This window comes from Wocania ichthyoenteri Th78, assembly GCF_000789235.1.
GTDB lineage: Bacteria > Bacteroidota > Bacteroidia > Flavobacteriales > Flavobacteriaceae > Wocania_A > Wocania_A ichthyoenteri.
On sequence record NZ_KN525716.1, the window covers coordinates 3,303,320 to 3,327,452 of the forward strand.

The window sequence follows — 24,133 nt, forward strand, 5'->3', positions numbered from 1 at the left end:
TTGTTTTTAAGGTTTATGCTAAAAACTGTAATTTAATTTTAATAAAACCCTTCTTCGTAAAACGGGAAAAACCACAAAACTAGCATCTGGATTTGCGGCAATAAATTCAGGCGTTGCACCATTGGCATTGGCACCAAAACTATTAGCACCAAAAAAGTTGGCTAAGCCTTCTGAATTAAAAAGATTGGCTACTAAAATGTCTGCTGATAGGTTTTTGCTTATTTGATATCTAGCACCTGCGTTAAAAACACTATAGGCCGGAAGTTTAAATCCGTTTGAAACGTTGCCATAGCGTTTGCCCATAAACTGCCATTTTATAAAGGCTGAAATTTTATCTTTTTGATATTCGTTACTCAGATTAAACATTAACTTTGGATTAAAAGGAAGCGTGTTTCCTGAAAAATCTAAAATATTATCGTCACTTGTATCTACTGACCCTGCTGCATCATAAACTTTCCATTTAGTGGCTTTTGGATTTTGAAGAACCCCGTTAAAACGGAAGGTGAAATTTTGAACCGGCGAATAAACACTTTCCCATTCAAAACCAATCGTTCTTGATGTGTTAAATTGAATTGGCGTGTAGAAAATACTGTTATTGTCTGAATCAAATTCAAAATTAGCAATGCCAATATTTTTAAGCTGACTCCAAAATAAAGTACTTGTAAAAGAAAAATCTTTAAGATTATACTTTACACCAATTTCGGCTTGATTTATTTTTTGAACTTCTCCTTTTTTGTTGATGGGAACATTAGAGAAATTATTAAAATAATAGTTTAATTCTGGTGCTTTATTTCCTTGTGAAAACCTAGCAAACAAGGCGGCCTCGTCATCAATTTTATAGTTGATGCCACCTGAAAAAGACAGATAGCTGTAGTTGTAATTGAAATTGTCTGTTTGCCCTGTTGGAGCTAAAATACCATTATCGTAAGCCGTATTGTCATTTTCGTCTAAACCGCCATTTTGGGTGAATGGTGCAAAACGGTCTTTGCTACCTTTATGTTTAATGGTTTCGTAGCGTAAGCCTAAATCTAAATGAACGTTGTTGGAGACTTTCCATCGGTCATTAATAAACGTTGATACCTGACTTACTTTAGCCCTAGCGTTCACAAAAAACAAACCGCCGTAATTACTAACGCCGTTGGCATCTGATAATTCAATTACTGGGTCACCAGGATTTTCAAGCGTTACCTGTAGCATTCTTGGATTAGGTTCGTAGGTTACAAAGGCAAAACTTCCTTGTGTAAATAAAGAGGTGTCTGAAAAACCTAAAGCAAATCCTGTCGTAATATCATGACTTTCTAATGTTTTTTGCAAGGTAAATTGATTCATAAACTCGTCGGCTTTATTGTTTTTGTACCAAGCCGAGGTTCCCATAATGGCATCATTGGGCAAAGTGCCACTATCTAAATACTGTGCAGGTTGTCCAGCTAAAATACCGCTGTTGTTTACTCTAGCGAGTTCTGAGCCTGATTGCGCATCGCGAAAAATAACTTGCCCAATGGGGAAACTGGCACCACTAATAAAATAGGCTAGGGGGTTATTTAATGACACAAAGGCATTACTTATTGAAGTTTGCCAATTCGCATCTTTGGCAGAGAATTTAATGTTATTCTTTAGCAACCAATTATTGCCTAAGTCTTGGGAGATATCGAAGCCAAAAGCCAAATCTTTGGCATGAACACCTTGTGATGGATCAAAACTATTTGATGCACCTTGTGTAAGGTATCGCCCATCTGGAATACTGCCGTTAAAACTTGGCATTAACAGCGAGGTTGAACCAAAATCCTGACCGAAAGCTGGCGTAGGATTGTCCCAATCTGTGGCAGCAACACCGGTATATCGATTGGTGTAATCATCTAAAATCTTTCCATAAAATTTTAAATATCCAAAGTCATTCTTTTTAATGACATTAAATTTAAACTGGCCGCCTTTACTAAACGTGAAGTCTGTGTTTCTTGCGCCATCATCATGTCTGTAATGTCCGCCAGCATTAAAAAACCAGTTATTGCCTAATGGACCTCCAATATTGGCATCTATTTTATATAAAGCATTCCCTTCGCCCTGAATACCATTTGATAACTGGATGTCGCCGCTAAATTCGTTTTGAATGCCGTGGGACATAAAATTATAAATACCTCCGGGAGCATTGAGCGCCGTAATGGATGAACTTCCACCTCTTATGGCTTCCACTTTTCGGGTTGTTAAATCTAAACGATGGAAAAGGTCTGGACTGTAATACGAGTGTTGCACTAAGCTAACCGGAAGTCCATCTTCTTGAAGTGACACATAATACCACCCCGTATCGTCTTCAGCGGAAGCTGAAATACCTCGCGTATAAACTTTCGTGAATACTTCACCTGCTGAGGCATCGGTGAATGTTCCTGGTATATTTTGAAGCAAATTTGCCGTACCTTGTGGATACACTTGTTGCATGGCTTTTGAACTAAGTGTGCTAATTGAGGTACTGGATTCTAATTGAATTCTGGGATCAAAAGTTCCTGTAACGACTATGGTTTGTAAGTTTAGCAAATCTTCTTCCATATTAAATGAAAGTGTAACATTCTTTTGAGTGATTTCAATATTCTTTTTTATTGTTTTATGCCCTAAATAGGATATTGTTATTATATAGCTGCCTGAAGGAATATTTTGTATTTTAAAGATTCCATTAACGTTAGTTGTAGTTGTATAGTTGTTAGGGTTTAAAACAATATTTGCACCCTCTAAGGGTTTACCATGGCTATTTTTTACTTCTCCGTTGATATTAACTTGAGAAAAAACGGGATTACAAAACATACTTGTTATTGTAAGCAGAAAAAGCATTATAATTTTATTCATATTTTAATTTGAAAAATGTAAAGTTTTTAAATTTAAGTTTTTAATACATGACAAAAATTAAAAAGTGTCACATTGAGCGCAGTCGAAATACTATTAAAAACGATATTTTCAATGTCTTCGACTGCGCTCAGACCGACATCTCATATTCTATCAATTTTTGTTTCATACTAAAATTTAAGTTTTAGCTATTCTTTGAAAAAGCGTACTAATTACTGTTTTTTCTAATCTTTAATTGGTATATAATACCAAAAGCAGCTATTAAAAGTCCAATAAATTCTCTAGTGCCTTCTAAATAAGGTTTATCATAAACCATTTTGCCAAAAATTTCTTCTTTGTTTTCTGTTCTTAAATAATCAATAAATAATGAAAAATGAAATGCAGAATAAGCTAATAAGGTAGCTATTATTAGAATTAAAAATAGTGTAGGGATAGGTTTAAAGTTATGATACAGACATATAATTGCTACAATTAAATATATGGAAAACCATAAAACACCATCGGGATCATTTAATTGTAATAGTGCAAAAAGGATAAATAGAATACACAGAATAAAATTGATACTCTTTTTTCGTTTACTTAAAGGCTTAGTAAATTTCATTAGTTAGTGAATTATAGTGTCCAACCTTCACGATACGTTCTTTTTACAAATTGGTTTGCTTCGTCAAAATTTGTAATCTTCATAGTATCCCCATTCCATAATAATTTTTTTCTTCCAGGGTATTCAAAACCATTTCCTTTTGACTTTCTAAGGTTATAACTTCTAATAGCAAGGTTACCCATTAAAACGCTTTCTGTTAATGGTCCTGCAAAATCGAATGATGAGGTAAGTGCTTTGTGTTTTTCTTTACCAAAACCTTCTTTACAGGCATCAACCCATGAAGCATTATGTCCACTTTCAGGAAGTGTGCTTTTTTCTGTGTCTTCAAATGTTAAAACATCTCCATTATTCAAATACACTTTTGGAGCAACGCCATACGTTCCACAGGTCATAATCCCTTTGTCCCCAATCATAATAACGCCATTAGCACTATCATAATCTCCTATAGGATGATCTGCTGGAATTAAATCAGGATGGAAAGGCCTTAAACCACCATCAGACCATGTTAATGAAACTTCCGATTTATTTTTAGCTGATGCAGGAAACTTTAATTGTGTTCTTGATGAAGGTGGGCAAGATTCTGGTAAATATTCTGGAGACCAATCTTTTTTGAAAACTGCACCAACGCTACTTTCAACTTCAGTTGGGTAACCTAATCCCAAAACCCTAAACGGCGGGTCAATTAAATGACAACCCATATCGCCCAAAGCACCCGTTCCAAAATTCCACCAACCACGCCATTTAAAAGGATGGTATAAAGGATGGTAATCTACCATTTTAGCAGGTCCAACCCAAGTATCCCAATCTAAACCATCTAACAACGCTGGTTTTTCTGTTGGGGCATTTATGCCTTGAGGCCAAACTGGTCTATTAGTCCAAACATGAACTTTACTTACGGTTCCTATTTTACCTTCATCAAACCATTTAATCATTTGTTTCACGCCATTTCCAGAAGCCCCTTGGTTACCCATTTGTGTTACCACTTTGTATTTGTTAGCAGCTTTTGTAAGCATTCTAGCCTCATATATACTATGTGTTAATGGTTTTTGTACATACACATGTTTGTTTGATTTTATGGCAGCCATAGCTATTACTGCATGAGTATGGTCTGGCGTAGAAACTGTAACAGCATCTATATCTTTTGCGTTATCAAAAAGCTTACGATAGTCTCGGTATTTTAAAGCATTAGGAAATTTTTCCATCAGCCTTTTTGACTGATTCCAATCTACATCGCAAATAGCAGTAATGTTTGATGCACCATTATTCCATGCGTTTATAGCATCAGAATAACCCTTGCCACCACCACCTATAACTGCAATGTTTAGTTTATCACTTGGAGCAATAAACCCTTTTCCCATAACGTGTCTTGGAATTATAGAAATCCCTAATGATGTTAAAGCAGTTTTCTTTATAAAATCCCTTCTGTTATTTGATTTATGATTTTTTTTCATTTTTTAATATTTAAAAATTATCTGCTGCTTTATAAGCTTCAATAACTGCTAATTCACCTTTTTTACCATGAATTGAATTTCCATGTTCCATACCTAATATGCCTTTAAACTCTTTTGAATGAATATGTTTAAATATATTTTTATAATTTATTTCTCCTGTGGTTGGTTCGTTACGTCCAGGGTTGTCGCCGATTTGAAAATAAGCAATTTCGTCCCAACTGTTATCAATATTTGGGATTAAATTTCCTTCTTGAATTTGTTGATGATAAATATCGAATAATATTTTGCAGGATGGCGAATTTACAGCTTTACATATTTGATAAGCTTGTGGTGAATTGGTTAAAAATAACCCAGGATGATCTCTAAAATTCAAAGGCTCTAATACCATAGTTATATTATGAGGCTCTAAAATAGCTGAAGCTTGCTTTAAAGTTTCAATAACATGAGCGGTTTGGTAATCTATATTTTGACTTAAATCTACATGACCAGGTACAACCGTCATCCATTTTGCATTAACCCGTTTTGCAACTTCTACGGATTCTTTAATGTCCTTTAAAAATTCATTCCGCTTGTCAATATTTCCACTTGCGAGGTTAGGTTCCTTCCAATAAATTTTATGAGCTACAAATACGCCCATGGTCATATTTCTATCAGACATGGTTTTTGCCATCTTTTCTTGAGTTTCAACAGTACGTCCTTTCATACCGTTATCCTCAAAAGCGGTAAACCCTTGATTGGCTATAAAGTTTAATTGGTCAATAGGGTCGTCTCCTGCATGATTTTTAAACATGCCTAAATGTGGAGCGTAATTTAATTTGAAATTATTCATGGGCGTTTTTGTATTAAAAATATTCATAGCATTAATACCAGTTACGCTAATTCCTAATAAGGATGCCGTTGCAGTACTTTTTTTTATGAATGATCTTCTTTTCACTTTATGAGAAATTAGTTTTTCCAGGAATTGGAATAGGATAATTTCCAAATTCGTCAGGTGTAATTGGTGGCACAGAATCAAAAGTAAGAGTGTCTTCGTCTGGAACTAATTTATGCTCTATAGCCATGGCCTTATCCCAAGTTATTTCTTTTCCAGAGTAGGTTGCCATTCTGCCCATAATAGCTGTCATTGTACTTTTTGCACCATTCTCAGCGTCGCTAATAACCTCTCCATTTCGTATAGATTTGAACAAAAGATTGTGTTCTTGTTGATATGGATTAATATCATTTTCATTATCGTGAGTATAGATGTTTGTACCATCGTATTTTTTTAATCTTGTAGAACCACCTCCATCAGTATAAGAGGTTCCTAAAGTACCTTGAAAAGTTTCATCTACTCTATGTTTTGTTCCTGGTTGATGTCTACATTGGCTAGAAACTATAGCTCCGTTTTCATATTCGAATTCTACAACATGGTGGTCAAAAATATGACCATAATCTTTTCCTTTGCGAACTTCTCTACCACCAGTTCCGGTAGCTTTTATTGGATATCCGCCAATAAACCAGTTGGCAACATCTATATTGTGAATATGTTGCTCTAAAATATGGTCACCACAAATCCAATTAAAATAGTACCAATTTCTCATTTGGTATTCCATTTCGGTTTGATTTGCTTCGCGAGGTCTTACCCAAACTCCTGAACCATTCCAGTATACTTGACCAGATACAATTTGACCAATATCACCTTTTTTAATACGATTATATGCTTCAATACAACTTGCTTGATAATGTCTTTGAAGACCAACCACCACATTTAATTTTTTAGCCTTGGCAACTTTAGCGGCTTCTAATACTTTTTTAATTCCAGCAACGTCTGTGGCTAAAGGCTTTTCCATGAAAACATGTTTTCCTTGAGAGACGGCATACTCAAAATGCTGAGGTCTAAACCCTGGAGGTGTAGTTAAAATAACGACATCGGCAGCATCTATAGCCTTTTTATAAGAACCAAAACCCACAAACTTATGGGATGGTTTTACATTAAGTTTGCCTATTTGGAACATTTTGGTTAGGCTTGTATAGGCATTTTCTAACCGATCTTCAAAAGCATCAGCCATGGCTACTAATTCTACGTTTTCGTCTGCTTGTAATGCTTGACTTACAGCACCTGTCCCGCGTCCTCCACATCCTACAACAGCTAATTTTAATTTTTTAACTTTATTAAACATAGGGCTAGCTGTTAATAGTGAAGGTGTTAGTAAAAGGCCTCCAGCTGCTAAAGATGATCCCTTTACAAAATTACGTCTTGATAAATTGTTCTTTTTTTGATCCATGGTTTTAAGTTTTTAATTTAATCCGTAATCTTCGATTACAGAAAGCCAATATGTTTTTATGTCTTCTTTTGATGGTTGAATTTTTGGGCGTACTACACGAAAACCAACAAATGGTGCATTAGTATGCCACCAATTACTTTTTGGGATTTGAGGATCTCTTCGTTTCCATTTTTGTTTAGACAGACCTCTTGCGGTACAGCATAATTTGTCTTTTGTGTCTTTCCACGAACCTCCACGAACCACTCTTGGGTATAACTCTGAAGGTTTATTCCAAGGATTATTTTTTGGAGATGTTTTGTAATAGTTGGCGTCATATTGATCCATCACCCATTCTGAAACGTTGCCCAATAAATCATGAATACCTAACATGTTAGCTTTTTTTATTCCTGTTTTTTCATATTTATCATTGGTGTTTTCGTCAAACCAAGCTACACTTTTAAGATTAGAGTCTTCATCCGTTTTTCCTTTTTTACAAACGTATTCCCATTCGGCCTCTGTTGGTAATCTGTAAAACACACCTGTTTTTGAAGTTAGCCACTTGCAATACATAATAGCAGCATATTGCGTCATGTTTACAGCAGGATGCGTTTCTTTTCCCATGTTAAAACTCATATCGACATATGGAGGTGTTGCTCCAGAAACAGCATCAATTCCTAAATCATTTAATTTATTTTTATCTTTAAATTGTTCTTGTTCAAATTCACCAAATACAAAGGCATCGTATTGTTCCCAAGTAATTTCGTATTTACCCATCCAAAAATCATCAATTTCAACATCATGACTAGGTTTTTCATCATCTTTACGAGTTGTATCATTTGTGTTTGCTCCCATTAAAAATGCGCCTCCTTTTACGGCTATCATTTCAATGGTTATTTTTTCCCCTTTTAAATCTTGAGAATAATTTTCAAATTCTTGAGAGTGGATTGTTCCAATTTGAATGATGCAAAGAGCAGTAAAGACTATGCTTAAACTATTTTTCATCTTTTATAATTCTAATATTTCTATATTTTTAAATTCAACAGGATGGCTTTCACTTTGTAAAGAAATATATCCTTTTTTTAATGGTGCACCTTCTTTGCTTTTCCAGTAGGTTTCGTTGTAATCTACAGAACCTCCTATTTGAGGTTTGGTATAAGTGAGTACATTTTCTCCATTAATAAAGTGTTTAATAATGGAATCGTTTCTAACTTCAATTTCTAAATTAACCCATTGGTCTCCATTATAGGTTTTTGATGTAGAATTGACACAATGTGGGGTGAATAATTCATTATTCATTTCAACATGTGTCCCTGGGGTACACAAGTTACCTGTTGGTCGTTCACCAGTTTCTAATCCACCTAAAAGTTGAACTTCTATAGATACGGGAAAGTTTTGGTTTAAGCCAATATCTTTAGGGTTTTCACAATGAATCATAACACCGCTATTTCGTGTTGCCCATCCTGCGCCATCTTTTAATTGATTGCCAGTAAATCGGTATTGCATTCTGAATTTATAATTCGAAAATTCTTTATTATAGTAGATGTGACCGTAAGATTCGTTAAAGGTATCATTGTATTCATCATAATTAACTTTCATCACGCCATTTTCTACTGTAAAGGTGTTGTTGTAATTTTTACCTAAAGGCTGACCTTTAATTTTAATAGTCCAATCTTTTAAATCTTTACCATTAAATAGTTTTATCCAGTTTTCTTTTTGATGTGTTTCTGTAGTTTTTTTTTCTTCATTTTTACAGTTAAATAAAAATGATATACTTAAAACTATACTTAAAATAATATGTTTTTTATTCATATTTTATATAATATTAAAGAGACCAAGCTTTTCCTCCTGTAGCTTCACTTAAAGGAATACATCCTTTTTGAGACCCAGGGATAGGGTCGTAGGCTAATACATTTTCTCCAATTTGTTCACTTGTTTTAAATGCCCAAATGGAAGAGCTTCTTAAGTTATTTAAAGCTTGAAAAATTATTGCATCTTCATTTTTAGGGTCTTTTTCATCATCATAAGTCCTGTAAGTTAATTGTTGCTCTTTGCTTATTTTTAAATATTTAGCCAATAAGGTATCGTAATTTTTAGTTTCTAAATCGCTAACACCTTTTTTTGTTACAGGTAAAGCTTTCATTATAGCGGTTAACCCTTCTTTGTATTTTTTCTGTTTTAATTCATTATATGTTTTAGAAATATATAAATCTAAAAATTCAGGAACATTAACATCTAAAGCGCCAGGAATATTTTGCGTTTTTGGTAAAATAAGGTCGATTAAATTTTTTATAACAATACCTTCATCCAAAGTAAAAAAAGTGGGTACCCATAAATCAGCTTCAGTTTTGCAACTTTGCAACATACTAATAATTGTTGGTGTTGCAATAGTATAACCAATAGATAACCCCAACCCTTTTAAAGCATTTCTTCTATTCATAATTATTAGCTTTTATTTTTTTTGAATTGTTCTGCGGCATGATTTGCAGCCCTTGCTGTTAAAGCCATATAAGTTAATGATGGGTTTTGGCATCCTGAAGACGTCATGCAAGAACCATCTGTAACATATACATTTGGTACGGTATGTATTTGATTGTATTTATTTAAAACAGATGTTTTTGGGTCTTTACCCATTCTAGCTGTTCCCATTTCATGAATACCAATTCCTGGGGCATGACGATTATCAAATGTTTGAATGTCTTTAAACCCAGCATTTTTAAGCATTTCTGCAGCTTGTTGAATCATGTCTTCTCTCATTTTTAATTCGTTCTCTTTCCATTCGGCATCAAAAGTTACTGTTGGTAATCCCCAGTCGTCTAATTTGTCATAGTCAAGAGACATTTTATTATCATGGTTTGGCAAGCATTCACCAAAACCGCCTAATCCCATTCTCCAGTTACCAGGTTCTAATATTTTTTCTTTTAATTCTGCACCATATCCTAATTCTGCTATATGGTCAGAAATGTCTCCTCTTCCAGCACCTCCTTGATAACCATAACCTCTTATAAATTCTTTTTTCTCCGTTTCTTTATCCCCCAAATTTCTAAATCGTGGAATGTAAATGCCATTTGGCCTACGTCCTTTATAATATTTATCTTTAAAACCATCTAATTTTCCAGATGCTCCAGCACCCAAATGATGATCCATAATATTATGCCCTAGCTCTCCAGAATCATTTCCTAATCCATTTGGAAATCTTTCAGATTTTGATTGCATCAAAATGGATGTCGATGCAATAGAAGATGCACAGCAAAAAATAATTTCAGCATTAAACACGAAGTTTTCTTTAGTTTCGGCATCTATTACTCTAACACCTGTTGCTTTTTTTAAAGTATCATCATATATAATTTCATGAACTATAGAGTTTGCTCTTAAAGTCATATTGCCAGTGCGTTCTGCAGCCGGTAGAGTAGAAGAGTTACTGCTAAAGTAAGCACCAAAAGGACATCCGCGAATACATCTATTTCTAAATTGACAATTACTTCTTCCATCACGACTTTTATCTCCTGTAATGTGGGCTACTCTTCCTATGGTTAAAAGCCTGTCAGAATAGTTTTCTGAAAGCTTTTCTTTTAAATATTCTTCTACACAATTTAATTCCATTGGAGGTTCGAATACGCCATCAGGTAATTGTGAGAGCCCTAATTTTTCGCCACTTACACCTATGTATTCTTCAACTTTATCATACCATGGCGCAATGTCTTTATAACGTATAGGCCAATCTACGCCATGTCCATCTTTTTTATTAGCTTCAAAATCTAAATCGCTCAATCTATAACTTTGTCTGCCCCACATAATGGAGCGACCACCAACGTGATAACCTCGCATCCAATCAAAACGTTTAGTTTCATTATAAGGATGTTTTAAATCGTTTACAAACCAATGCTTGCTTTGTTGTGCGGTAGTATACCCTGTTCGACTTTGTTTTAGTTGTTTGTTTTTGTCTTCAATAGATACACTGCCTCTGAGTTCAAAATCCCATGGATCTAAATTTGCTGTTGGATAATCTTTAATATGTGTTACTAAGCGACCACGTTCTAGAACTAAAGTTTTTAATCCTTTTTCGCAAAGTTCTTTGGCTGCCCAACCACCACTAATTCCAGTTCCTATAACGATTGCATCGTAAGTTTTTAGGCTTTCTATTACTTCTGTTTTTTCCATTAAAAACTATTTGAAGAATTATTAGATATATAAATTTATAAGTAAACTTAATAATCAAATCAGCTAAAACGAAGAAAATGACAATTAAATTCTTAAATACATGGAAAATTAATTAATTTGCGCTATATCAATGTTCAAATTATTTCAGTGAAAATAAACATACAAAAAATACAACCCTATGAGGCAAATGGAATTGTGTATCATGCCGATACTTGTTTGCCTTTAGTTGATGCTATTAAGCGCAATAAATTAAAATTTAAAGCACTAGCAAGACATACTTATCCTGGTAATCGATTGGATAAAAATACGTTGGGGCTTAATAGTATAGGTTATTGGGATGCTAATGAGCCACAAGATTGGGGTTTAGATTGGCATAGAAACGAAGGAATAGAATTTCATTTTTTAGAGTCTGGAACTATGCCTTATTCTCAAGAAAATAAAGAGATGGTGCTAGAGCCAAATTATTTAACTATTACTAGACCTTGGGAGGCGCATAAAGTAGGTAATCCATATATAGGTATGGGGAAGTTTTATTGGGTTATTATAGATTTGGGTGTGCGTAGACCACATCAAGATTGGGTTTGGCCTGAATGGATTACGTTAACTCCTAATGACTTATCTAGGCTTACCACAATTTTAAGGCAGAATGAAAAATCTATTTTAAAGACAGATAAAAAAATAAGAGATTGTTTTCTTCAAATTAATAAAGCAGTAGATACTGATGTAGAGGGGAGTAATGCGTCTAGAATAAGACTCTTAATAAACTACTTGTTAATTTTAATACTAGATTTATTGAATACTGATGATATTGTATTAAACGAATCGCTTACAGATAGTTCAAGAAGTGTGAAATTCTTTATTAAAGAGCTTGAAAATAATTTGACCGAAAATTGGACTATAGAGTTAATGTCTCAATCTGCCGGTGTGGGTTTAACTAGATTTACACATCATTTTAAAAGGCTAACAAATTTAACGCCAATGCGTTATTTAACAATGAAGCGTTTAGAAATGTCGAAAAAGATACTTCTCGATAATAAAGATTTAACTATAGCAGAGGTCGCGTATATGTGTGGTTTCGCAACAAGTCAATATTTTGCTACAGTATTTAAAAAGCATGAAAAATGCTCACCTAATGAGTATAGATTGAAAAATACAAGTGATAATTATCAATTTACTTAACAAAACAAAATGACTAAAAGTGTATAAATTCTTTCACTGAATAAAAATACACATTGTTTTAAGTTCTAATATTTATATTCACGTTGTTAACTAAATTTATTGTTTAACCAAATAACAATTACCATGAATATAAAACAGTTAATTTACAATACTACTCAAGTCATTATTGTATTATCAATACTAGCTTTTTCTGCTTGTAAAAAATCTAAAGAAAAAACAATTTCAACAGTAACAGAAGAAATCGGGCAGCCTATGTTTTTCAAAATTTCTTTAGCGCAATGGTCTTTACATAAAAAGATTAGAAGTGGAGAAATGAGTCCTTTTGATTTTGCAAAAGAAGCTCATGCTTTAGGTTTTGAAGCCATTGAATATGTTAGTGGACTTTATAATAATGAGGTTAAAGATTTGGGTATAGATGAAGTGGTTAAAAAACTTAAAATTGAAAGTGAAAAGCATGGAATGAAAAACTTGTTAATTATGGTTGATGGCGAAGGTAATTTGGCAAGTAATGACGAGAATCAATTAAATATAGCATTGGAGAATCATAAAAAATGGGTAGATGCAGCAAAAGCACTAGGTTGCCATTCAATTAGAGTTAATGCTCATGGAGAAGGAACTTATGATGAGGTTATGGAACGTGCTGTTAAAGGGTTAACAAAATTATCTGAATATGCCATTACCCAAGGCATTAATGTGTTAGTAGAAAATCATGGAGGATATACCTCTAATGGAGAATGGTTAGCATCTGTAATGGCAAAAGTAAATATGCCTAATTGCGGTACATTGCCAGATTTTGGTAATTTCTGCATTAAACGTAAAAAAGATGGTTGCGAAGACGAATATGATAAGTATAAAGGTGTTAAAGAATTAATGCCTTATGCTAAAGCTGTTAGTGCCAAATCGTATGACTTTGATGAACATGGAAATGAAACAGTAATTGATTATTTAAGAATATTACAAACTGTAAAAGACGCAGATTATTCGGGTTATATAGGTGTAGAATATGAAGGCAGTAGGTTAAGTGAAAAGGATGGTATTCTGGCTACTAAAAACTTGTTATTAAGTATTGGGAAACAACTGTCAAAATAATAAACTAACTAAACCAAATAATAATGGAGAATATTAATAAAAACAAGCTTTTTTTAGCAAGCTGTCTTGCTTTAATTACAACATCTATGACCTTTGCTATAAGAGCAAGGTTAGAAACTGTTTTTGGACCAGAAGGTATTGGATTAACTTTAGAACAACTTGGTTATGCTTTTGCGCCTGCTTTTTTCGGGTTTACAATTGCAATGATTGTAGGTGGACCACTGGTTGATTTACTTGGGATTAAAAAAATTACTTGGATTGCTTTTTTTACACATATCATTGGAATTGTATTGACACTTATGGCAGATTCTATTACATCTCTTTTTATAGCGACATTATTTGTAGGTATAGGTAACGGTATGGTAGAGGCAGCTTTAAATCCGTTAGTAGCATCTATGTACCCAGATAATAAAACAAAAATGCTCAATAGGTTCCATGTATGGTTCCCTGGAGGCATTGTAATTGGTTCTATATTAGGATGGCTTATAATGGATGTAATGGGATTAAGCTGGCAAGTTATGGTGGCAACTTTGTTTATTCCTCTTATAATTTATGGTATAATGTTTTTCGGACAAAAATTTCCTGTTACTGAACGTGTACAGCTTGGAATCAGTAATAAGAAAATGTTTAAAAGTGTATTAAATCCATTGTTCTTATTTATGGTGCTTTGTATGTTTCTTACAGCAGCTTCAGAATTAGGAACTACCCAACGTATTGAATCATTACTAAAAGAATCTGTATCTGCACCGTTACTGGTGCTAGCTTTTATAAATGGTATTATGGCTTTGGGCAGATTATCTGCGGGTCAAGTCGTTCATAAATTAAGTCCTTCAGGAATGCTTTTATATTCTGCAATATTTACTTTTATAGGCCTTTGGATGTTAACGATTACTAGTGGCGGAATGACATTTGTTGCAGCAGCTGTTTTTGCTGTAGGAGTTACTTTTTTCTGGCCAACAATGTTAGGTTTTGTAGCTGAGTATTTACCAGAAACAGGAGCTTTAGGGCTTTCTATTATAGGTGGAGCTGGTATGTTTTCTGTGTCAATAGTATTACCAGTTATGGGCAGACTAATGGATGATGCTAATGCTACTGAAGCATTGCGTACTATGTCTATATTACCAGCAATTTTAATTGTAGCATTTTTAGGATTGAATGTCTACATGAAAAAACGAAAAACAGCTTAGTTTTTTATATAAAAGAAGAATAATGTCAGAAAAAATAAGATTAGGAATACTTGGAGGCGGTGGCGATTCACTTATAGGTGTATTACACAGAGTAGCCTCTTCAATGTATGATAAATATCAAATAGTAGGTGGTGTATTTAACCCGGTTTGGCAAGAAAACATAAGTTTTGCACAGAAATTGGGATTACCAGAAAATCGCATTTATATAGATTTTGATACGTTTATTGAAGAAGAATTAAAACTTCCAGAATCTGAACGCATAGAAGTAGTTTCAGTGCTTACTCCAAATTTCTTGCATTTCCCTATGGCAAAGAAATTGATTGAAAATGGGTTTCACGTTATATGTGAAAAGCCATTAACAACTACACTTGTTGAGGCTAAAGTTTTAGAGCGCGCGCTTAAAAAATCAAATACAATTTTTGCAGTAACCTATACGTATACAGGCTATCCTATGATTCGTCAAATGCGTGAAATGATACAATCTGGTGTTATAGGTGATGTTCAAAAAGTCGATGTTCAATATTATCAAGGATGGATAAATCCAATATTATTAGATAAAGAACTACGAAAAACAATATGGCGTTTAGATCCTAAAAAAGCGGGAATAAGTAGTTGTGTTGGAGATATTGGAACACATGCTTTTAATATGGCTGAATATTTAACAGGGCAAGAAGTTAAATCAATTTTAGCAGATCTTAATACGCGTTACGAAGATAATCAACTAGATGTTGATGGAACTATATTAATCCGTTTTTCAGAATATGTAAAAGGTGTTATACGTTCAAGCCAAATTGCTACAGGTGAAGAGAATGGGCTAGAAGTAAAAATTTACGGAACAAAAGGCGGGTTTAATTGGAAACAAGAAAACCCGAATTACCTATATTATTTAACAGATGATAAACCGTTGCAGGTTTTAAAGCCAGGGCATGCTTATAATGGGGGCGTTTCTTTAGATGGTACTAAATTACCACCAGGACATCCTGAAGGTATATTCGATTCTATGGGGAATATTTATTATGGTGTATCCAAAGCAATTAGAAAACAATCTTATGATAGTGGTGAGTATCCAACAATGAATGATGGTGTTCGAGGTATGAAATTTATAGAAAAGTGCGTGGAGTCACATAAATCAGGAAATGTATGGTTAGATTTATAGAATAAAAGAGAATATGAAATGAGCCATGGTAACTAAGTTGATACCAACCGATATAATTATTGGCGAATTACATCTGACCTAATTAAAAAATAGAATAAACGAATGAAAACAATAAAAGGGCCTGCTGTTTTTTTAGCACAGTTTGCTGGAAGTGAAGCTCCATTTAATTCATTAGATGCTATGTGTGAATGGGCTGCAGATTTAGGATATAAAGGCATACAAATTCCAACTTGGGAATCTAGTTTAATTGATATTAACAAGGCTTCCGAGAGTCAAACCTATTGCGATGAGTTAAAAGGTAAAGTAGAATCCTATGGCTTAGAAATAACCGAGCTTTCAACCCATTTACAAGGACAGTTAGTCGCAGTAAATCCTGCTTACGATACCATGTTTGATGGTTTTGCTCCAGAATCAGTTAGAAACAATGCAAAGGCAAGAACAGAATGGGCTATAGATTTTGTGAAAAAATCGGGAACAGCAAGTGGAAGGCTAGGTTTAAATGCTCATGCAACGTTTTCAGGAGCTTTAATGTGGCACACTATGTATCCGTGGCCACAACGCCCTAACGGATTGGTAGAAATGGGTTTTAAAGAATTAGCTAACCGCTGGTTACCTATTTTAAATCATTTTGATGAAGTTGGAGTAGATGTATGCTATGAGATTCATCCTGGTGAAGATTTACATGATGGAATTTCTTTTGAACGCTTCTTAGAAGCAACAGGAAATCATAAACGAGTTAAGATTCTGTATGATCCATCACATTTTGTATTGCAACAATTAGATTATCTGGCTTTCATTGATTATTATCACGAATATATTAAAGCGTTTCATGTAAAAGATGCCGAATTTAATCCAACAGGAAAACAAGGGGTTTATGGTGGTTATGCAGATTGGAAAGATCGAGCAGGACGTTTTAGATCTTTGGGAGACGGGCAAGTAGATTTTAAAAGTATATTTTCAAAATTAACTAAGTATGGATGTAATGTTTGGGCTGTTATGGAGTGGGAATGCTGTATAAAATCTTCAGATCAAGGCGCAAAAGAAGGGGCTCCATTCATTCAAAAGCATATTATTGAAGCTGCAAAAAGAAGTTTTGATGACTTTGCTGGAGGTGAAATCGATAAAGCTCAATTAAAAAAAATACTAGGTCTTTAGGTTAAAATAATAATTGCATATTATAAAGAGCAATGTAAAGTGTTTCGATAAATTATATTTGAATAGTTATAGTTTGAATTTTTAAAACTAAATCGTAGAATATTTAAAATTAGTATAGAATGAAATCATTGATTAAAATATTACTTGTATTGTTAGTAATAGTTTCTTGTAAACAACAAAAAAACAACACTCCTATTGGAGAAGAGCAAATTAATACAGATGAAAAAAAATTAGTAGAAGAATGGATTACTCTTTTTGATGGATATTCTTTAGATAATTGGCGAGGTTATTTATCCGATAGTATATATCCAGAATGGTCTATTGAAAACGGAACTTTGGCTTTTACACCTGGAGGCAAAGGTGGCAAAAATATTATAACCAAAGAGAAGTACACTAATTTTGTTTTATCTCTTGAATGGAAAGTTTCAGAAGGTGGCAATAGTGGTATTTTTTGGAGTGTTTTTGAAGATGAAGCTTACCCTGAAGCCTATCATACAGGTCTAGAAATTCAAGTGTTAGATAACGAAAGACATCCAGATGCAAAAGCAAATCCAAAATATCATCAAGCAGGTGCTTTATACGATTTGGTGCAACCAGCTTACGATGTATGTAAACCAGCAGGTCAATGGAATTTATGTGCAATAAAAATAGATCATAATTCAAATAAAGGAAGCGCATCATTAAATGGAAAAGTAATAGTTGAATTTCCACTTCATGGAGAAGCATGGGATAAAATGATTGCTAATTCAAAATTTAAAGACTGGAAAGGTTTTGGAAAATATAAAACAGGACATATTGGTTTGCAAGACCACGGTGATAAAGTATGGTACAGAAATATAAAAATTAAAGAATTATAAGATTTTATTACAGTACTAATGAGTTTAAGTTTAGGCAACGACGTTAAGATGTTTTTTTTTAATTAATTTCACTTCACTTAATTTGAAATTATTAATGTTAGCATATTCATTTTAATCTTCATAAGATTATTTATCATCAAAACAGCAAAACTCAGCTTTATGGTTGAGTTTTTTTATAAATTAAAGTTATCTTTTAATAAAAACTGTTGATAACTTCTGCGTAAGCATTAAGCCAAAAAAACTACTTTTGCTACTATAAATTTTGAAAAATATGTCAGATACAATAGAAAAAGTAAAATGCTTAATTATAGGTTCCGGACCTGCAGGGTATACTGCGGCAATTTATGCGGCAAGAGCAAATATGGCACCAGTTTTATACCAAGGAACACAACCTGGTGGACAATTAACTACCACCAACGAAGTTGAAAATTTCCCAGGTTATCCAGACGGCATTACGGGGCCAGAAATGATGATTGAATTACAAAAACAAGCAGAACGTTTTGATACCGATGTTCGTAATGGTTGGATTACTAAAGTAGATTTTTCTGGAGACGTGCATAAAGTATGGGTTAACGATGAAAAAGAAATTCATTGTGAAACCGTAATTATATCAACAGGAGCATCGGCTAAATATTTAGGATTAGAATCTGAACAAAAATATTTAAAACTTGGTGGAGGCGTTTCGGCATGTGCAGTTTGTGATGGGTTCTTCTATAGAAATCAAGAAGTAGTTATTGTTGGCGCAGGAGATTCAGCTTGCGAAGAAGCACATTACTTGTCAAAACTTTGTAAAAAAGTAACGATGCTTGTACGTAGAGATGAGTTTAGAGCCTCTAAAATTATGGCAGCACGAGTGAAGAACACTGAAAATATAAGCATACTATTCAATACTGAAACTGATGAGGTTTTAGGTGATGAACAAGTAGTAACAGGTGTACGCGTATTTAATAATAAAACTAATGTGAAGCACGATATTCCAGCCACAGGTTTTTTTGTAGCTATTGGGCACAAACCAAATACTGATATTTTTAAGGACTACTTAAAACTAGATGAAACAGGGTACATTATTAATGTGCCAGGAACCTCAAAAACTAATGTAGATGGCGTGTTTGTGTCAGGAGATGCAGCCGATCATGTTTACCGACAAGCAGTAACAGCAGCAGGAACAGGTTGTATGGCAGCATTAGATGCGGAGCGTTATTTGGCGGCAAAGGAGCACTAAATTTTAGAAAGTTATCTTATTTATGCTAAAATTTTAAATTTTAGTTTAATTAAAAAAGTTATTAATTGATGTTTGTTAATGATTAACGTAACAAAAGTTACTTTGATATGGTCTTTAAAAAAGTATCATTGCTACTATTTTAGTTAAGCATTTATAACTTATGGCTAATACACTTAAAAATATTTTCAAGAATAAAAAAAGCGCATCAAATCTTGAAGCCTATTTTAAGCCTTTTAGAGATGAAATTATAGGCGTAGACGAAGAGTTTGAATCACCCTACGGTAAAAAGAAAATTATTTATGCCGATTGGACGGCCAGTGGAAGACTTTACAAATCTATAGAAGAAAAATTATTAAATGATATTGGACCCTATGTAGCCAACACCCATACCGAAACTTCTATTACAGGTTCAGCAATGACGTTGGCTTATCATGATGCTAGAAACATTATCAAAAAGCATGTAAATGCATCAAAAGACGATGTTTTAATCACTGTTGGTACTGGTATGACTGGAGCTATAAATAAGTTTCAACGCATATTAGGATTAAAGATTAATGAAAATTTAAAAGACCACACCCAAGTTCCAGAAGAGAAACGCCCTATTATTTTTGTATCTCATATGGAGCATCACTCAAATCAAACCTCTTGGTTAGAAACCATTGCCAGAGTTAAAGTAATTCCTTCAAATAAAGCAGGTTTACCCTGTATTAACAAGTTAAAAGAATTACTAGAAGCGCATAAGGACTGTCCAATAAAAATCGCCGCTATTACAGGCTGTTCCAACGTTACAGGTATTCGAACAAATTATTACGAAGTAGCTAGCTTTATGCATCAAAATAACGGTTTATGCTTTGTAGATTTTGCATGTTCTGCACCCTATGTAAATATAAATATGCACCCAGAAAATGAGGATGAATATTTAGATGCTATCACATTTTCTCCACATAAATTTTTAGGAGGACCAGGATCTTCAGGCGTTTTAATTTTTAATAAAAAATTATATAAAAATTTAGTACCAGATAATCCTGGTGGAGGTACAGTTAGCTATACAAATCCTTGGGGAGATCACGATTATATTGATGATATTGAAACTAGAGAAGATGGAGGTACACCTGGGTTTTTGCAAGCAATAAAAATAGCCTTGTCTATTCAGTTGAAAGAAAAGATGGGTGTACAAAATATTTTAGATAGAGAGCACGAATTGAATGCACTTATATTTAAACGTCTAAAAAAAATAAAGAACCTACGTATTCTTGCTGAAAATCATGCCGATAGATTAGGTGTGTTTTCATTTTATATTGATGATGCGCATTACAATTTAATAGTAAAACTTTTAAATGATAAGTTTGGAGTGCAAACTCGTGGGGGCTGTAGTTGTGCAGGAACTTATGGTCATTATTTATTGAATGTAGACGAGCTAGCATCTAAATCTATAGAAAAAAAGATACTAGATGGATGTTTCATCGAGCGTCCAGGTTGGGTGCGCATGTCCATACACCCAACCATGTCAAACGAAGAGGTTAACTTTATTTGTGATGCTATAGAGGCCGTTTCTCAAAACTTTAACGCATGGGGAAAGGATTATGAATACAACGCTATTAAAAATGAGTTTATTCATAAAAGAAATCATGATATTGAAAAAGAAATTATTAAAGATTGGTTTAATATATAGTAAATTACAAATATGTCTGATACTATAAAAAAGATAAAACCAGAAGCTCCATATTACTATAAATTATAGTGTTTAATAAAATAAATTGTGAAACTTTTTTATTTGTAATTATATGAAGTATTCAGTAGTAGCTTTAATTTCTTTTAAAACAAAGTAGCTTTCCAAAACACCAATGTTTTCAATTTTAGATAATTTTAATCGAACAAATTCATGGTATTCGTCAAGACTCTCAAGATTTATTTTTAGGAAAAAATCTACCTTTCCAGCCATATGATAGCACTCCTGTACTTCCTTTAATGCTTTAATTTGCATATCAAATTTATCTATAAAGCCTTCGTTATGGTAGCGTAAGGATACCATACAAATGGCAGTTATAGGGATATTCAAGAAATTTTTATTTAACAGTGCCACATACTTTTTTATATAGCCTCGTTTTTCTAATCTCCTTATGCGTTCGTATACAGGTGAAGCAGTGAGATTAAGCATTTCTGCAACATCTTTAGTTGTTTTTTTAGAATCTTTTTGAAGAATTCTTAGAATATTTAGATCGGTTTCATCCAGTCTTTCCATTTGAAGATAAAATTACTTTTTTGAATGTATTATTAATATCTTTTTAAGTTATTATTGTCTTAATATTTCTATTTAAAAGATAAAAATACTTATTTTTTATTTGTATGAAGATTAATTAACTATATATCTAGTGAAATTTATAATTTTATCTTTTCGAAATTTTATATATAAATGAATCAAGACGTTATATTAGTTACAGGAGCAAGCGGTCAATTGGGTATCGTTTTAACAGAAAAGCTACAAGAAAAATACGGTATTGCTAATGTAATAGCTACCGATTTAAGATGTAATACAGAATTTAAAGGTCAATTTGAAATACTTGATGTTACAGATTTTGATGCCATAAAAACTATTGTTTTAAAATATCAAGTTACCCAAATATATCATATGGCAGCTATTTTATCTGCAAAAGGAGAAAGTGCACCTTTAAGCACTTGGGATATAAATATGAGCACTTTTTTTAATGTATTAGAAGTATCTAGACTTAATCAGGTTAAAAAAGTATTTTTTCCAAGCTCCATTGCTGTATTTGGCGATAATATCCAAAGAGAAAATACGCCACAATCACCAAATTTAACACCAACTACCGTTTATGGTATTAGTAAAGCTGCTGGCGAAAATTGGGCGAATTACTACTATAAAAAATACGGATTAGATGTGCGTTCTCTTAGATATCCAGGTGTTATTGGATATCAATCTTTACCAGGAGGCGGAACTACAGATTATGCCGTAGATATTTTTCATAAAGCAGTAAACAATAAAACGTACGAATGTTTTTTAAACGCTTCAACCATGTTACCAATGATTTATATGGAGGATGCCATTAGAGCAACTATTGAATTGATGAATGCTCCAAAAGAAACAATAACTATTAGAACGTCTTACAATATCGCTGGTATGAGTTTTAACCCTGAACAATTAGCTTTATCTATAAAAGAAAATTATCCTAATTTTCAAATGACTTATCAACCAGATTTCAGACAAGACATTGCAAATTCTTGGCCAATGAGCATTGACGATTCACAAGCAAAAAACGATTGGAGTTGGAAACCGAAATACAATTTAGAGCTTATGACAGCAGATATGCTAAAAAACTTAGAATATAAATATTTACATCAAAAAACAACACCATAAATAATATGTACGGAACTATAAAAAATGATTTAATAAAAGAGATTGAAACGATTAAATCTAACGGACTATATAAAAATGAACGTATAATTACTTCGAAACAAGGAGCTGAAATAAGTACAACGGTTCAAAAAGAGGTTCTTAATTTTTGTGCCAATAATTATTTAGGACTAGCGGCTCATCTAGAGGTTATTGATGCAGGAATAGAAGCTATTAAAACTCACGGATTTGGATTATCCTCGGTTAGGTTTATATGCGGAACACAAGATATTCATAAAGAATTAGAACAGAAAACTGCTCAATTTTTGGGTATGGAAGATTGTATTTTGTACGCTGCAGCATTTGATGCCAATGGCGGGTTATTTGAACCTTTACTATCTGCAGAAGATGCTGTTATTTCTGATGCACTAAACCATGCATCTATTATTGATGGGATTCGTTTGTGTAAGGCAAAAAGGTTTAGATATGCACATAATAACATGGATGATTTAGAAGAACAGCTAAAACAAGCTAGTTCATCTAGACGTAGATTAATTGTAACAGACGGGTCATTTTCAATGGATGGTACCATTGCACAATTAGATAAAATTTGTGATTTAGCTGATAAATATGATGCTTTAGTAATGATAGATGAATGCCACTCTACAGGTTTCATGGGAGCAACAGGTAGAGGCGTACATGAATATCATAATGTGATGGATCGTGTTGACATTATTACAGGAACCTATGGTAAGGCTTTAGGCGGTGCTTCAGGAGGTTTTACAGCTGCTAGAAAAGAAATAGTTGATGTTTTAAGACAGAATTCACGTCCTTATCTGTTTTCAAATACATTAGCACCAGCTATTGTTGGAGCCACATTAAAAGTATTAGATAAAATATCGAACACAACTGAATTAAGAGACAAACTAGAAAATAACACAATGTATTTTCGTTCTGAAATGACAGCAGCTGGTTTTGACATTGTTGAAGGTACACATCCCATAGTTCCAATTATGCTTTATGATGCTAAAATAGCTCAGGAATTTGCAAAGCTTTTACTAGATGAGGGTATTTATGTTATTGGCTTTTTCTTTCCTGTAGTACCTAAAGGAAAGGCTAGAATTAGAGTACAGTTATCGGCAGCTCATGATAAAGCGCATATTAAAAAGGCTATTAATGCTTTTGTAACGGTTGGTAAGAAATTGAATGTTATTTAATATTTAGAGTAAGTTTTAAATGTATAATATGCGTTTACTAAAGGGCAATTAAAATTTGACATGGTTTATTGATTAACTTTGTATAATTTTAGGAATACTATAATTGACCCGCCCTGAAATAAGGATACAGGGCAAAATTAATTAGCAAGAAAATAGTAGGTAGATTTTTTTTTTTAGGTTAAACCACATATTACACCTAACAATCTAGTTAATAATAACTTTACAATAAAATTTTAGTTCTTGAAAGCAATATATTTATAATTAAAAAAAATGTGTAAATTTATGTTGTATTGTTTCGCAGAGGTACTTATATTTGCACCGCTCAAGAATGAAAACATTTTTTGAGTAATTGGTTAAGGGCTCTTAGCTCAGCTGGATAGAGCACCTCCCTTCTAAGGAGGCGGTCGAAGGTTCGAATCCTTCAGGGCTCACTT

The 24,133-nt window shown here is 33.3% G+C and carries 20 protein-coding genes and 1 tRNA gene; 11 read left to right on the top strand and 10 right to left on the bottom strand.

All coding sequences use genetic code 11. From position 1 onward, the window contains the following. Positions 1-18 precede the first annotated feature (18 nt). The 9 genes from RG22_RS14470 to RG22_RS14510 form a co-directional block, all read right to left on the bottom strand. Positions 19-2,835: a TonB-dependent receptor gene (locus RG22_RS14470; RefSeq protein ID WP_034044566.1), complete on the bottom strand. Its 2,817-nt coding sequence runs from the start codon at positions 2,833-2,835 to the stop codon at positions 19-21. A gap of 205 nt (positions 2,836-3,040) precedes the next feature. Next, positions 3,041-3,433: a transmembrane 220 family protein gene (locus RG22_RS17370; protein WP_052143759.1), complete on the bottom strand. Its 393-nt coding sequence runs from the start codon at positions 3,431-3,433 to the stop codon at positions 3,041-3,043. Between the two features lie 11 nt (positions 3,434-3,444). After that, positions 3,445-4,884, bottom strand: a complete 1,440-nt coding sequence (locus RG22_RS14480) for a Gfo/Idh/MocA family protein (protein WP_034044568.1) — start codon at positions 4,882-4,884, stop codon at positions 3,445-3,447. Positions 4,885-4,894: 10 nt separating this feature from the next. Then, positions 4,895-5,818, bottom strand: a complete 924-nt coding sequence (locus tag RG22_RS14485; RefSeq protein WP_034044570.1) for a hydroxypyruvate isomerase family protein — start codon at positions 5,816-5,818, stop codon at positions 4,895-4,897. A 1-nt stretch (position 5,819) separates the two neighbouring features. Further along, on the bottom strand, positions 5,820-7,148 hold the full coding sequence (locus tag RG22_RS14490; RefSeq protein ID WP_034044572.1) for a Gfo/Idh/MocA family protein: 1,329 nt from the start codon (positions 7,146-7,148) through the stop codon (positions 5,820-5,822). 12 nt (positions 7,149-7,160) lie between these two features. Beyond that, the gene (locus tag RG22_RS14495) at positions 7,161-8,129 is read right to left on the bottom strand and encodes a formylglycine-generating enzyme family protein (RefSeq protein ID WP_034044574.1); all 969 of its coding nucleotides are present in this window, start codon (positions 8,127-8,129) and stop codon (positions 7,161-7,163) included. 3 nt (positions 8,130-8,132) lie between these two features. Continuing rightward, complete coding sequence (locus RG22_RS14500; protein WP_034044575.1) at positions 8,133-8,936, bottom strand: 3-keto-disaccharide hydrolase; 804 nt, start codon at positions 8,934-8,936, stop codon at positions 8,133-8,135. 13 nt (positions 8,937-8,949) lie between these two features. Then, a complete protein-coding gene (locus RG22_RS14505; RefSeq protein ID WP_034044577.1) occupies positions 8,950-9,564 on the bottom strand; it encodes a gluconate 2-dehydrogenase subunit 3 family protein in 615 nt (204 codons plus the stop codon). Between the two features lie 5 nt (positions 9,565-9,569). Further along, entirely contained in the window at positions 9,570-11,285 is a 1,716-nt protein-coding gene (locus RG22_RS14510; protein ID WP_034044579.1) for a GMC oxidoreductase, read from the bottom strand. Between the two features lie 147 nt (positions 11,286-11,432). On the opposite strand from RG22_RS14510, the gene RG22_RS14515 reads away from it, so the two are divergent. The 8 genes from RG22_RS14515 to RG22_RS14550 all read left to right on the top strand — a co-directional run bounded on the left by RG22_RS14515 (position 11,433) and on the right by RG22_RS14550 (position 20,802). Further along, positions 11,433-12,464, top strand: coding sequence for an AraC family transcriptional regulator (locus RG22_RS14515; RefSeq protein WP_034044581.1), 1,032 nt, complete (start codon positions 11,433-11,435; stop codon positions 12,462-12,464). Positions 12,465-12,587: 123 nt separating this feature from the next. Continuing rightward, positions 12,588-13,553 (top strand): sugar phosphate isomerase/epimerase family protein, encoded by a 966-nt coding sequence (locus RG22_RS14520; RefSeq protein WP_034044583.1) that lies wholly within the window; start codon positions 12,588-12,590, stop codon positions 13,551-13,553. A gap of 23 nt (positions 13,554-13,576) precedes the next feature. Next, complete coding sequence (locus RG22_RS14525) at positions 13,577-14,740, top strand: MFS transporter (protein WP_034044585.1); 1,164 nt, start codon at positions 13,577-13,579, stop codon at positions 14,738-14,740. Positions 14,741-14,762: 22 nt separating this feature from the next. Then, positions 14,763-15,896: a Gfo/Idh/MocA family protein gene (locus RG22_RS14530; protein WP_034044587.1), complete on the top strand. Its 1,134-nt coding sequence runs from the start codon at positions 14,763-14,765 to the stop codon at positions 15,894-15,896. Positions 15,897-15,998: 102 nt separating this feature from the next. Next, a complete protein-coding gene (locus RG22_RS14535; RefSeq protein WP_034044589.1) occupies positions 15,999-17,051 on the top strand; it encodes a sugar phosphate isomerase/epimerase family protein in 1,053 nt (350 codons plus the stop codon). A gap of 119 nt (positions 17,052-17,170) precedes the next feature. Beyond that, complete coding sequence (locus tag RG22_RS14540) at positions 17,171-17,908, top strand: 3-keto-disaccharide hydrolase (RefSeq protein WP_034044591.1); 738 nt, start codon at positions 17,171-17,173, stop codon at positions 17,906-17,908. 271 nt (positions 17,909-18,179) lie between these two features. Then, entirely contained in the window at positions 18,180-19,130 is a 951-nt protein-coding gene (gene trxB, locus RG22_RS14545; RefSeq protein WP_034044593.1) for a thioredoxin-disulfide reductase, read from the top strand. Positions 19,131-19,290: 160 nt separating this feature from the next. Beyond that, a complete protein-coding gene (locus RG22_RS14550; RefSeq protein WP_052143760.1) occupies positions 19,291-20,802 on the top strand; it encodes an aminotransferase class V-fold PLP-dependent enzyme in 1,512 nt (503 codons plus the stop codon). Positions 20,803-20,910: 108 nt separating this feature from the next. Here the strand turns inward: RG22_RS14550 and RG22_RS14555 are convergent, their stop codons facing one another. Further along, a complete protein-coding gene (locus RG22_RS14555; protein WP_034044594.1) occupies positions 20,911-21,372 on the bottom strand; it encodes an Lrp/AsnC family transcriptional regulator in 462 nt (153 codons plus the stop codon). A gap of 171 nt (positions 21,373-21,543) precedes the next feature. Between RG22_RS14555 and RG22_RS14560 the strand changes: the two genes are divergently transcribed. The 3 genes from RG22_RS14560 (at position 21,544) to RG22_RS14570 (ending at position 24,130) form a co-directional block, all read left to right on the top strand. Further along, positions 21,544-22,506 carry an NAD-dependent epimerase/dehydratase family protein gene (locus tag RG22_RS14560; protein ID WP_034044595.1) on the top strand — a complete coding sequence of 321 codons (963 nt, stop codon included), beginning with the start codon at positions 21,544-21,546 and terminating at the stop codon, positions 22,504-22,506. Positions 22,507-22,511: 5 nt separating this feature from the next. After that, entirely contained in the window at positions 22,512-23,699 is a 1,188-nt protein-coding gene (kbl, locus tag RG22_RS14565; RefSeq protein WP_034044596.1) for a glycine C-acetyltransferase, read from the top strand. Positions 23,700-24,056: 357 nt separating this feature from the next. Beyond that, positions 24,057-24,130, top strand: a tRNA-Arg gene (locus tag RG22_RS14570). Positions 24,131-24,133: the final 3 nt, after the last annotated feature.

Coding starts and splice junctions, on each gene's coding strand:
- RG22_RS14560 (WP_034044595.1), top strand. CDS start 21,544: ATGAATCAAGACGTTATATTAGTTACAGGAGCAAGCGGTCAATTGGGT.
- trxB (WP_034044593.1), top strand. CDS start 18,180: ATGTCAGATACAATAGAAAAAGTAAAATGCTTAATTATAGGTTCCGGA.
- RG22_RS14530 (WP_034044587.1), top strand. CDS start 14,763: ATGTCAGAAAAAATAAGATTAGGAATACTTGGAGGCGGTGGCGATTCA.
- RG22_RS14520 (WP_034044583.1), top strand. CDS start 12,588: ATGAATATAAAACAGTTAATTTACAATACTACTCAAGTCATTATTGTA.
- RG22_RS14535 (WP_034044589.1), top strand. CDS start 15,999: ATGAAAACAATAAAAGGGCCTGCTGTTTTTTTAGCACAGTTTGCTGGA.
- RG22_RS14500 (WP_034044575.1), bottom strand. CDS start 8,936: ATGAATAAAAAACATATTATTTTAAGTATAGTTTTAAGTATATCATTT.
- RG22_RS14510 (WP_034044579.1), bottom strand. CDS start 11,285: ATGGAAAAAACAGAAGTAATAGAAAGCCTAAAAACTTACGATGCAATC.
- RG22_RS14470 (WP_034044566.1), bottom strand. CDS start 2,835: ATGAATAAAATTATAATGCTTTTTCTGCTTACAATAACAAGTATGTTT.
- RG22_RS14525 (WP_034044585.1), top strand. CDS start 13,577: ATGGAGAATATTAATAAAAACAAGCTTTTTTTAGCAAGCTGTCTTGCT.
- RG22_RS14490 (WP_034044572.1), bottom strand. CDS start 7,148: ATGGATCAAAAAAAGAACAATTTATCAAGACGTAATTTTGTAAAGGGA.
- RG22_RS14540 (WP_034044591.1), top strand. CDS start 17,171: ATGAAATCATTGATTAAAATATTACTTGTATTGTTAGTAATAGTTTCT.
- RG22_RS14550 (WP_052143760.1), top strand. CDS start 19,291: ATGGCTAATACACTTAAAAATATTTTCAAGAATAAAAAAAGCGCATCA.
- RG22_RS14495 (WP_034044574.1), bottom strand. CDS start 8,129: ATGAAAAATAGTTTAAGCATAGTCTTTACTGCTCTTTGCATCATTCAA.
- RG22_RS14505 (WP_034044577.1), bottom strand. CDS start 9,564: ATGAATAGAAGAAATGCTTTAAAAGGGTTGGGGTTATCTATTGGTTAT.
- RG22_RS14480 (WP_034044568.1), bottom strand. CDS start 4,884: ATGAAAAAAAATCATAAATCAAATAACAGAAGGGATTTTATAAAGAAA.
- RG22_RS17370 (WP_052143759.1), bottom strand. CDS start 3,433: ATGAAATTTACTAAGCCTTTAAGTAAACGAAAAAAGAGTATCAATTTT.
- RG22_RS14555 (WP_034044594.1), bottom strand. CDS start 21,372: ATGGAAAGACTGGATGAAACCGATCTAAATATTCTAAGAATTCTTCAA.
- kbl (WP_034044596.1), top strand. CDS start 22,512: ATGTACGGAACTATAAAAAATGATTTAATAAAAGAGATTGAAACGATT.